Origin of the sequence: Psychromonas sp. 14N.309.X.WAT.B.A12 (assembly GCF_030397575.1) — a bacterium.
GTDB lineage: Bacteria > Pseudomonadota > Gammaproteobacteria > Enterobacterales > Psychromonadaceae > Psychromonas.
The window spans coordinates 113,936-125,793 of record NZ_JAPNXS010000009.1; the positions used below are offsets into that span (position 1 = coordinate 113,936).

General features: G+C 39.2%; 9 protein-coding genes. All 9 read right to left on the reverse strand.

Translation table 11 applies throughout. The features are described from left to right. Nucleotides 1–278: 278 nt before the first annotated feature. Complete coding sequence (locus OW492_RS12675) at nucleotides 279–1,166, reverse strand: sulfotransferase (RefSeq protein ID WP_290040446.1); 888 nt, start codon at nucleotides 1,164–1,166, stop codon at nucleotides 279–281. A gap of 340 nt (nucleotides 1,167–1,506) precedes the next feature. Then, nucleotides 1,507–2,268, reverse strand: coding sequence for a transporter substrate-binding domain-containing protein (locus OW492_RS12680; RefSeq protein ID WP_290040448.1), 762 nt, complete (start codon nucleotides 2,266–2,268; stop codon nucleotides 1,507–1,509). Nucleotides 2,269–2,704: 436 nt separating this feature from the next. Then, nucleotides 2,705–3,154 (reverse strand): DUF302 domain-containing protein, encoded by a 450-nt coding sequence (locus OW492_RS12685; RefSeq protein ID WP_290040450.1) that lies wholly within the window; start codon nucleotides 3,152–3,154, stop codon nucleotides 2,705–2,707. 162 nt (nucleotides 3,155–3,316) lie between these two features. Continuing rightward, nucleotides 3,317–4,342: a threonine-phosphate decarboxylase gene (locus OW492_RS12690; RefSeq protein ID WP_290040452.1), complete on the reverse strand. Its 1,026-nt coding sequence runs from the start codon at nucleotides 4,340–4,342 to the stop codon at nucleotides 3,317–3,319. A gap of 52 nt (nucleotides 4,343–4,394) precedes the next feature. Beyond that, nucleotides 4,395–5,321 carry an adenosylcobinamide-phosphate synthase CbiB gene (gene cbiB, locus OW492_RS12695; RefSeq protein WP_290040454.1) on the reverse strand — a complete coding sequence of 309 codons (927 nt, stop codon included), beginning with the start codon at nucleotides 5,319–5,321 and terminating at the stop codon, nucleotides 4,395–4,397. Continuing rightward, nucleotides 5,318–5,926 carry a histidine phosphatase family protein gene (locus OW492_RS12700; protein WP_290040456.1) on the reverse strand — a complete coding sequence of 203 codons (609 nt, stop codon included), beginning with the start codon at nucleotides 5,924–5,926 and terminating at the stop codon, nucleotides 5,318–5,320. The genes cbiB and OW492_RS12700 overlap by 4 nt, the downstream gene beginning before the upstream one ends. Nucleotides 5,927–6,136: 210 nt before the next feature. Continuing rightward, nucleotides 6,137–7,315 (reverse strand): sirohydrochlorin chelatase, encoded by a 1,179-nt coding sequence (locus tag OW492_RS12705; RefSeq protein ID WP_290040458.1) that lies wholly within the window; start codon nucleotides 7,313–7,315, stop codon nucleotides 6,137–6,139. 95 nt (nucleotides 7,316–7,410) lie between these two features. Further along, on the reverse strand, nucleotides 7,411–8,064 hold the full coding sequence (gene bluB, locus OW492_RS12710) for a 5,6-dimethylbenzimidazole synthase (protein ID WP_290040460.1): 654 nt from the start codon (nucleotides 8,062–8,064) through the stop codon (nucleotides 7,411–7,413). Continuing rightward, complete coding sequence (cobN, locus tag OW492_RS12715) at nucleotides 8,061–11,852, reverse strand: cobaltochelatase subunit CobN (RefSeq protein ID WP_290040462.1); 3,792 nt, start codon at nucleotides 11,850–11,852, stop codon at nucleotides 8,061–8,063. Before cobN ends, bluB begins: the two co-directional genes overlap by 4 nt. Nucleotides 11,853–11,858 lie beyond the last annotated feature (6 nt).

The window sequence follows — 11,858 nt, forward strand, 5'->3', positions numbered from 1 at the left end:
TTACTTTCGTTAATTAATAACAGCTTTAGTTCCATAAAAAAAGATATCGTTTTAATTTCGAACAAAAACACTAGTAACTACCACCTTTTAGCTAGTTAACTAAAAAAATCAAATACCTACAAGTAAATAGAAATCTCTACTTGTTACAAGAGAAAGGCTAAATCAAACTTTTAATTTAAAAACAATGCACTATGTTGTCCTGACGCTTTAATTGATACCAGATGTTAAAAATATAAAATATTAAGCAGGACGGAAAGAAAGGAGGGAGAGAGCACAGGTTATTTTCGTTTCAACTTATATTTCCGTGGGTTAATTACTTTTTTAAACCACAGCTCTTTTATAAATTCTTTTATGATATGTATTTTCGTTACTTTGAGAGTGCCCGTATCAATTAACTCGTAGCCTAAAATGTTTAATGCATCGCCAGCATAGTATTGAAAATCTGCAATATTCTGTTGAGTTAGTTTTGCTTTCCAAGCCTGTGAACGGCTTGTTTCAGGCGCTTTCCCTACCAACGCGTGCTGTTTTTTTGAAAAGTCAGGCACAAAGTCATTGTTTATTGAAGCGCCATTCAGCTGTGGTTTACCTAGAAGCGTTAATATTTTTGCAATCTCTTTTTCGCTGTCTAAAAGTAAATCTTCATATTTAATTAAAATCGTCTTTTCGGGGAATAAGCTTTGCGCCATGAAGCCATATAAAATCTTGTTTAACCACGCTCTTGATGATTGTAAGAAAGTATTTTCCCCCCATTCTAGTGGTATTTGTGAATTTGCAACGGCCCGTCCATCTCTAACAATATGTATAAAATAACTCTCTTTAAATGTTGAGTTAAGTAACTTTGCATACATTAAGTTATTTGGTGAGTGATCGATCCAATATTGTGGTGCAGGGTTTGAAGAGTACAAACTTAAGATGTCTTGGTAGATATCATCGTAGGTTTGATAATCAGTGTTATTGAGTCGGCTTGTATCTACGCCCCAGCGTTTGAAGCGTTTATCTTTATTAAGCTGCTGGCTATAATTTTCAATTGAGATAGGGGATTCAAATGGGATGTCTGTTTTAAATAAGGATTCTGGTGCAACCACGCTATCTTTGATGTTGGCTAATAAAGAAGCCAACATGGTTGTACCACTTCGATCTGCCCCACCAATAAAAATACACTTCATATCTCACCTAAAAAATTATAAAGCATTGAAAATGCTTGGATCTTAAAATAATATCCTCATTATAAATAAATTTTTTATAATGCGAATAAGAACCAATAAAAATGAAGACATACAAACAACAATTCAATGCAGTCATTTTCTAGATCGGAGTATATATTAGACGCATATTCCCCTGAAAGTTCCATTAAAGTACAACCTTCATAGTTTAACCTGTAAATAAAAAATTAATAAAAACAATAGCACAGATAAAGCCAATTATAGATACTTCGGTGTGGGTAATTAGAGCAATATAAAAACACTCGCCAAAAAGGTAAGTGTCTTTATATTTGTGGGTATAAGCTTACATTAGCGAATTATCTTTCATTAATTGAATATCTACACCTTTAAGCTTCATCTCATCCATTATGAAGTTAACAGTATTTAGTAATCGCTGTTCACCCACTGGCATTAAGTAGCCAAACTGGCTTTTGGTAAATGGGTTTTCTTCACGAACAGCCTGTAGTTTCTTATTAATCGTTTGATAATAAAGCGCTTCCGGTGTTTCAGTTACCATTACATCTACATCACCATTGGCAACAGCTTTAGGAACATCTAAGTTGTTTTCATATTTTACTAAAGTCGCTTCCGTTAAAAACTGCTCGGCAAATTTTTCATTAGTGCCACCAATATTAACTCCGACTTTTACGCTAGGACGATTCACTTCCGCTAAGGTATCAAATTGCGCTTCTTTACCATTGGCAACTAAAAATAGTTTACCAAAAGTCATGTAACCTTGTGATTGTTCTGCTGCTAGTTGACGAGAGATACGACGAGTAATTCCTCCCATGGCAATATCATATTTACCCGCTTGTAGATTAGGCACTAAGCCTTTCCACGTCGTTTGTACAAACTCTACTTTTACGCCTAACTGTTCACCAAGATGTTTAGCAACATCAATATCGTAACCAGAGTAGTTTGAACCATCGTAATAAGAGAAAGGTTTATAATCACCCGTTGTACCAACCGTGATAACACCCTTTTCTTGAATATCATCGAGTAAATCAGCTTGTGCATTAAACGTTAATGCAGCCATAGAAAGTAAAGCAATTTGAGAGAGTTTCATAAATATCCTTATTAAAATTGAATAGATGTCAGGCTACTATATCAATCATACTAATTAACTGTTCTATTTTACTTGTTAAAATAACTTATTTCTTCGTTGTAAATTTCGTAAGGGAACTGCCATTAAAGAATAAATACTTTTTCTTTCATTCTTCGACAGACGATCAACGAGGTTAATCTTAGCAAGGCTCAGTTTATGCTTTAAACTAGTTTATTTTTCCTGCCCAGAGTTTAGATAGCTTTATTTAATATAATGGCCTAGAAATGAAGCTATTTTAATAAAATGACTTATAGAAGATACATAATAAGTTGATATTGATAGGAAGTGATAAAGGTTTATTGGGGAAGAATTAACTGTCTCTGCACTGGGTAATTATTGCAATGAGATGAGTAATGTAGTCTCTAGGAAACTACTTTACTCATTTAGAAGGGAGATACTATTTTGCAGCTGCGTTGGTCAAGGCACTTAATACATTAGCTACTTTGGAAAATACAGCATCACATCCAGTCACCTGATGGCGTTGCTTTATGTACTCAGGGTCATTGTAAGATAACCACACGTTCCCGTCAGCGTCTTTAGCAATTAACACTTTCTGTGGTAAATCAATCGCAACTTGTTGCTCACATTGCATTAATGGTGTGCCTACTTTTGGGTTCCCGAAAATTAGCACTTCTGTTTCTCTTAGCTCCAGATTGACACTTTTCGCATTTTTTTGGTGATCAATACGCGCAAAAAGAGTTAACCCTTTTTTAGACAATATATCTACAAATCTATCAGCGGTTTCTTTTACTGAATGGTGGCTCGCAACAGAAGTAACACCCTCAGATGCATGGCTGTAACTAGTTACAAAAAATGATAAAAATAGTAATGGTATTAATTTTTTCATGATCATATCTCTCGGTTTAGGTTTAAGGCTCTTATCACGCTAAAAATAAAACAAGATTCAAAGTAACACCTATTTTTTTAACAGGCTACTTTACTTTGTAGGTATTCAATATTGATAATTATCCACTCTTTTACAGCGCTCACATATTAAGATTTCAGGTACTTAAGTAATTGTCGCTAATGTTTCATCTAAACGCTGCATATTTAACATATCAGTTAAACCAAATCGAAGAGCGTTACCTTCATCTGTTAACCTTACATATACAGCTTGGCGGCATAATTTTTCATAAATATCAGGTGCATTATCTAAGAAAACAGTAATAAACAAAGCATTCGCTTCAATGCGTGCATTCAATAAATACGATTTCAGCAATAGTTGCATCGCTTCACTTTGTTGATTAAGTCGTTCATTCTGTGCGGCTTGCCATTGTGTATCTTGTAATGCTTGCTCAGCGATAAATAATGCAGGCCCGTTAATTGACCAAGGACCAATACTTTCTTTAATGATATCTCGCCATATTTCAGTGGTGCATGCAAAGCCGATGCGGATCCCTGCTAGGCCAAAGAACTTACCAAATGAACGCAATACGATCAGGTCCTCATATCCATTATCATTGGTGATATGAGGCACAAAGCTGAATTCAGGTGTAAAAATATCGGCAAAAGCTTCATCAATAATAAGCAGTGCTTGCTGCTGCTGACAGTGCTTTTTTAATTGGGTTAGTTGTTGGATAGAGAAAGTATCGGTAAGTGGATTATTTGGGTTAATCACTATCACTACGCTATTTTTTTCGATGTTATTTGGCAAAAATTCTTGATAAAAATGCAGTTGATAACCGGCTAACGACCAAGCTCGTTGATGTTCTTTATAACCGACTTTAGGCAAATACGCATGCTTTACTTCCCCTGCTTTTATCGCACTATTTTTATCGTTCCAAAGTGATGGTAATTTTTCGATTAATTGTTGACTGCCTGCAACAGGCCAACAGAATTCGGCTTGGTAATATTGCTGTGCAGCGGTAATTAAATTCGGTGAAATAGTTGGGAGATCTTGCCATATTTTTTCTGGAATCGTAGGAATAGCATAACTAAATGGCGCAATACCCGTTGAAAGATCTAACCATGCTTGTTCAGGTATCGCAAACTGCTTTGCTACTTTACTCAGCTGTCCGCCATGTATTATTGCCATTATTTTAATAAACCTTGTTTAATCTGTTGTTTATAAATTAAAAATGTACCAATCACAAAATGCTTTGCCATAATGCAACCATCAACAACCAAAGTAATACTGCTTTTTTTACTAACGTTAAGCTTGCAGCGATATGTTTACTTTGTACTGCTTCACCTTCCCCTAATTGTGGAGAAACCACTGTTTTGCCAAAATAAACCGCACTGCCGCCTAAACAAACCTGTAAAACCGTTGCGCCTGATGCCATCACCCAGCCACCATTGTGACTTTTATAGTCTCTACTCTGTTGATAAGCATTATTTAATGCCTGTTGTGCAGTGCCATTAAACAAGCCAATGATTGCAAATAATAAAGCGGTGATTTTAGCGCTGATAAAACCTAATAGATCATCAATACGGGCGCTGCATTTACCAAAATAGTTAAACTGTTCGTTTCGATATCCCCACATCGCATCCAGCGTATTACTTAAGCGATGTATAATAACTAATGATGCGCCGCCTAATACAAAATAGATTAAGGTCGCAGTTACGCCGTCGTGACCATTTTCTAACATGGATTCAGTGGTTGCTCGGCTTATCGCTTGGGCATCAAGTTCACTGGTGTCACGACTTACAATGTAAGAGCAAAAATGCTGTGCTTTTGATAAATCACCTTCACTTAAAGGCTGATAGATTTGCATACCATGTTGGTTAAGGCTATTTAATGCCACGGCCCAATACACAATATAGATGTTAACTAATAGTAAGAGATAAACAGGTAAGATCCACATTAAGAGTAAGTAAATCAACGGTACAGGTAACACTAATATAGCCCAGCTAAACATACCTTTAATAAAGCGTTGTTGCGGCGTACCTTTGTTTAATTTTTTTTCCAGCGTATTCGCTAGATTGCCAAATAAGACTAATGGATGGTAACGATTAGGCTCACCAATAAAGTAATCAATAACCAAAGCAATCACTAGGGTGAAAAAAACCATCATAGGCTTGTAAAAGTACCAGAATCTTGATCGTAACTTAATGCTATCAGCTCGGCATTTTTATAATCATAACCTGTGCTTACGTTATCCTTAGAGCCCGAATTCGGGGTTAGGTGAGGGATAAACTGCGCCATAAAACAACGTAAGATATCACCATGAATAATGATTAAACTAACTTCCTTTGCTGCGTTTTTAAGCTCTTCTCGTAAGGTTGCTTCAAAACGGGTTACTAACTGTTTTGAACTCTCACCATGCTTGGGTTTGCAGTCGGTAATCTGAGAAGTTATTTCATCATAATCACTTAACGTATTCACTTGATGGGTAAATTTACCTTGCCAATCGCCAAAATGACGCTCTTCAAAACCTTTCACTGGCACTGGCGTTATTTGTAAGAGTTGTCCACAAACATCCGCGGTTTGCACTGCTCTGCCCAAGGGGGAAGTCAAAATTTTAGTGATATTTAATTGGCGACACTGCTCTGCTAATAATGCAGCTTGTTGTTTGCCTTGTGGCGTAAGTGGGCTGTCTAGTTGACCTTGAATACGCTGTGCAACATTCCATTCAGTCTGTCCATGACGGGCAAGATAAAAAGTAGTTTGGTTATTCAATGTACACTCTTAAATTAGTAAAGGTGAAAGTTAAGACAATCATAATCAAATTTGATTCAATAGACTAACTGATTTTAACGTATCTAAGCTATTGAATATAAGAGCATAGTATAAGGAGCGAAATGGAGAGTAAACAGTTATCAAAGATTATTGATAACTGTTTCTTGGTAAGCTTTCTACGTAAGCCCCCAATTTAATAGTGCGCGAATACTATTTACGATGTGCTAGTGCTTCGCCTTGTACACCATTCTCGATACGCTCTTTTTCTTCATCTAATAATTCTTGAGGAAATTGACTCATAAAGCAGTTACAAATACCCTCACCAATCATTGTTCTTGGTCCTAGTGGGTGTGCAATGTGCTTATAGACGCCATGGCTATGAGGTTCTGCATGACTGTGACTATGTGCATGACTATGATCGTGCGAATGACCGTGAGCATGGCTGTGATCATGAGAATGGTCGTGGCTATGGTCATGCGAATGACTGTGGTCGTGATCATGGCTATGCGCTTCAGGATCTTGATACTCTGCATGGTGGTGATGAACGTCTACTTCACCCGCCGCTAAACGACGCTTAAAGGTCGCCATTAAATCTTCACCTTGTACTTGTTGGTTATCCATAATATTACGAACACGTACTTCAAAGGCATCAATTACTTTGTCGTGATCACGTAGGTACGGTGTGTTAATGAATTCAACTTCTGGGTTCTCTTTTGCTACTTTATCAATATATCCAGAAATACGTTTAATTAAACGACCAGTGAACAAGAAGTAAGGCGCAACAACAATACGCTTAAAGCCAAGCTTTAATAGTTTCTCAAGACCTACACCCACTGACGGATAAGTCACACCAGAGTAAACGGTATCAGCCCAACCAAAGCCCATATTTTCACTTACAATACGTGTTAGTTTAGCAGCTTCTGCATTAGCCTCAGTATCTGAAGTACCACGCCCTACTACCACCAGCATAGTATCGTAAAGTTCTTTAGGGGGATTGTCCGCATCCAGTCCTAATGATTCATAAATACGTGCTTGAAAGGCGTTGATCATAGGTTGTTGTAAACCTAATTCTTGACCGTAAGTCACTTGTAAGCCCGCATTTTTTTCTTCAAAGGTAGTTAATACCGATGGAATATCATTTTTCGCATGAGTGGCTGCAAATAACATGCCTGGTACCGCATATATATGGTTAACCCCTTGTGCGATTAGGCTATTCAATCCCATATGGATATTAGGTGCAGAATACTCTAAAAAACCATATTCAATAGGCATATCAGGGAAGCGTTTTTTTAACCCTTCTGCTACTAATGAAAATTCAACTTCAGCATCTTTATCACGACTACCGTGACCACATACCATAATGCCTTTTTTAACTACTTGTTCATTCATTTTAAATCTCTTTTTCTTATCTATATTTATGCTGAGCTGATTTGGCTGCCATGGTACCAATAGCCATAAAAACAGCAACGTTAACGTATCATTAATTACACTTTTTCTGGCCAACGGTTCTCAAACAAAAATGTTTCTATGGGAGCGGCCTCTCCCCACTTTTGCTCGATTAACATTGGCTTTTCATAAAACTTTTCAACATGGCCAATGCATAAAATCGCAATGGGCCGGCTGTCTTCTGGCATATTCAATAGGTTAGCTAATTGAACTGGTTCAAACAATGACACCCACCCTAACCCAATACCTTCTGCTCGCGCTGCTAACCACATATTTTGAATAGCACAGGATACTGATGCTAAATCCATATCTGGCATAGTCCGACGGCCAAATACATGCTTTTCACGACCATCGGGTAATGCAACAACAATCAATTCTGCACATTCAGCAATTCCCTCTACTTTTAACTTTAGGAATTCACTTTTACGTTCATCTAATAAATTAGCCGTTGCAGTTCGTTCTGCGGCAACGAGCTGTTGAATATCACTTCGTAGCGGTTTACTGGTCACACGTATAAACCGCCACGGTTGCATTAAACCTACACTTGGCGCTTGATTTGCGACGGTTAATAAACGCAACAATAAGCCTTCTTCCAACGGTTTAGGGCTAAAGTGACGCATATCGCGGCGCTCTTTAATCACTTTATAGATAGCCTGCTTTTCACTTTCTTGATAACTGTGCTGGCTCTTCATGACTTACTCTCTTGCATCTCATCACACTGTAACAATAAGTCTTGTAGCTTTTCTTGATATTCATCAGGTGCTTGCCATAAACCACGCTGTGCAGCTTCCATTAATCGTTCAGCCATTTCTTCCATTATCTGTGGGTTATTGTCTTTTAAAAATTGTTGGTTAGTCGGATCCATCAACAAGGTGTCGGTGACTTGCTGATATTGATAATCGGCTATCAAATCAGTAGTCGCATCGTAGGCGAACAAATAATCTACTGTCGCCCCCATCTCGAAAGCACCTTTGTAACCATGTTCTCGCATTGCTTCGATCCATTTCGGATTCAATACGCGAGAACGCAGTACTCGGTTTAATTCCTCTTTCAAAGTACGGATCACTGGTTTGCTTGGATTGCTATGGTCACTATGATAAATGGTCGGCGCTTTCCCAGAGTAAACCTGAGCAGCATTGCTCATGCCACCTTGGAATTGATAATAATCATCAGAATCCAGCAGATCATGCTCACGATTATCTTGGTTTTGCACCACTACGTCGATATTGCTTAGCCTATCTAGAAAGGCCTCTTTTGCCTGTACGCCATCTTTATCGCTGTTACCATAAGCGTAACCGCCCCAGTTTAAGTAGGCTTCAGCTAAATCGCTTTTTTCTTCCCAACAGCGCTCATCAATCAAACCTTGTAAACCTGCACCGTAAGCGCCCGGTTTCGAGCCAAATACACGATAACTTGCTTGTCGTTTTGCTTCGTCAATTGTCATACCGTAGGCAATTAACTCTGCTTCGCGTTGTTGTATATTATGCTGAATTAAATTGCCATTACCTGGCTCATCAAGTTTACTAATGGCCACTACGGCGGCATCAAAGAGCGCCATTACGTTTGCAAAGGCATCACGGAAAAAACCAGATACTCGTAGTGTTACGTCAACACGCGGTCGGTTCAGTAATTGGAAGGGAATAATTTCAAAATCTACTACACGATGACTCCCTTCTGCCCAAATGGGTTTTACACCCATTAACGCAAAGGCCTGTGCAATATCATCACCACCGGTACGCATGGTCGCCGTTCCCCACACCGATAAACCGAGTTGTTTAGGGTAATCCCCTTGCTCTTGTAGATGACGATGTATTAACGCTTGGGCCGATTGCTGGCCTAATACCCAAGCGGCTTTAGAAGGAATAGCTCGGTTATCTACGGAATAAAAATTACGCCCGGTAGGCAAAGTATCTAATCGGCCACGCGTAGGCGCGCCACTTGGCCCGGCCTCAATAAACTTACCATCAAGCCCATCTATGATCGCGCTCAACTCATTTTCAACACTTTGTTGTAAGGCGCTATGGATAGTGTTTTGGGCATAAACCAGTAAAGCATGGCTTGCAGGAAAAGCTATCAATTCAGCGAGATCGTTATTCGCCAATAAATAGTGTTCTACCCACTGTAAAGCCAGTAACTCTAAACGTTCTCGCGTGTCTGCAGTACTACGCCATAATGACTCACTGATATTGACTAATAGCGCTGGTTGTTCGCCTAACCATGGCTCACGCCCAGCACTTAACGGGTCAAATAGCTCGCCATCAATCCGTAGAGAAAAGTCCTTCACTAAACAATGCAAAATACCTTGGTTGATCTGCCCTTCTCCGCGTGGCAAACGTAATAAGGCAACCAAAGTATTGGCCACTTTATGCTGCTCTGGCAATTGTCCTAAAATATGTAAACCATGACGGATTTGCGCTTCTTTGATATCACATAAATAGGTATCTAACTCTTCTAAAACTTGGTTTTCATCGCCACGCGCTGCTTCATTTAATTCATCTAAGATGTTGGTACTTTGTACTTTTTCTAAAATTTGTTCTCTTAACCACACTTCACGGCGTGTATCCAACCCTTGCGCTTGATAGTATTCATCCACCAGCCCTTCTAATTCGGCCATATCACCATAGGTTTCCGCACGCGCCATCGGTGGCATCAGGTGATCCACTATTACCGCCTGTGTTCGACGTTTAGCCTGTGCCCCTTCACCGGGATCATTGACAATAAACGGATAAAAGTGAGGCATTGGGCCTAATACTGCATCTGGCCAGCACTCATTAGATAACGCTAATCCTTTACCGGGTAACCACTCAAGGTTGCCATGTTTACCTACGTGAATAACGGCATTCACTTGATAAGTAAAACGCAACCAAAAATAGAAGGCTAGGTAGTTATGTGGTGGCACTAAATCAGGATCGTGGTAATTGGCTAATAAATCGATATTAAAGCCACGCGCAGGCTGAATACCAATAAAGGTTTCACCCAATCGGATCCCTGCAATCATCAAACGTCCATCACGACATTTAAGGTCATCTTCAGGTTGCCCCCAGCGATCGGTAATCGCTTGCTGACTGACTAACGGTAACGCTGCAAAATACCTTTTGTATTCAGTTAGAGAGAGACTTTGCCAACACGCTAAATGATGTAAGGTATTTGGATTGTTGGTAACGGATTGTAGTAGCTGTTCAATCAGTTGGTTACCATTTTCTGGAACCTCACCAATCGGATAACCTGCTGTTTTTAGTTTAGTTAATATATTGACTGTCGAGTTCGGAGTATCTAACCCTACACCATTGCCTATTCGACCATCTTTTGTTGGGTAGTTTGCTAGGATCAAGGCAATGCGTTTATCTTGATTAGCGGTTTGAGATAACTGAATATATTTTTTAGCCAATTCAATCACAAACAACGCACGCTCTTGGTGTAATTGATATTGCACGAGTGATATTTGTGTTTTTTCGTCATAAAAGGCTTCACTTTTGAAGCTAATGGCGCGAGTTAATACCTTGCCATCCATTTCCGGTAACACCACTTGCATGGCGATATCACGACTACGTAGGCCTTGCTTATAATCGTTCCAATCTTCTAAAGTACTACTCGATAAGACTAACTGTAAAATAGGAATATCTACGTCAAACAAGCGTGTAAAGCTATTTGGCTGAGAACTTAACCCCGGTGTGCTGACAGTGTTTGATGCAAAGCCTGTAGAGTTTAAAATCAAACGACAATCATGCTCAACAAGCAAGGCATTGACAACTTGCATTGCCTGCGGATCTTTTAATGAGCTGATCACTATGGGTAATGGATTCAATCCACTATCTGACATTAATTCAATAAGCTTATCAAACATCTGGCAGTTAGCTGATTGTAAATGACTACGATAAAAAAGCAGTGCAACTACTTGCTGCCCAGCTTGCCAGTGTATTTTTTCTTGGTTATAAAACTGTGCAACAGGTAGAAATTCCGCCTCAGTATAATCCACTGAAAGGTCAAAAAACTGCTTATTTAAAAAGGTAAATAACTGTGCACTATTATCAATGCCACCAGCTCGGCAATAGCGCCAAACTTGATGCTGAACTTGCGTAGACACAGTCGATAACTCAATCAACTCGGGATCGATGTTATCATCACCAGGCACTAAAATAAGATGGCGATTAGGTGCTTCTTTCGACCAACGAATCAGTCCTTCCACACCATATTGCCAATAAGCTTTGCCACCTAATAACGACACCACCACCACCTGCGCTTGCCCTAGTACTTTATCTTCATAAAGATCAAAGGCGGCTGGCTTTAATAAATTAGTCCAATTCACTAAACGCGTTTCTGCTAAAGCGTGTGTTTCACTCACTGCTTGATATCCAGCAGAAAGCGCCGTTAATTGACTATCGGCGGCGCTGAACACCACTAAAGGTGCAGGGGATTGTGCTAAATCCACAATCCCCTCTTGCTCAACAAACCCGCCTGGTTGTGCTGCTAATAGGTGCATTAACGA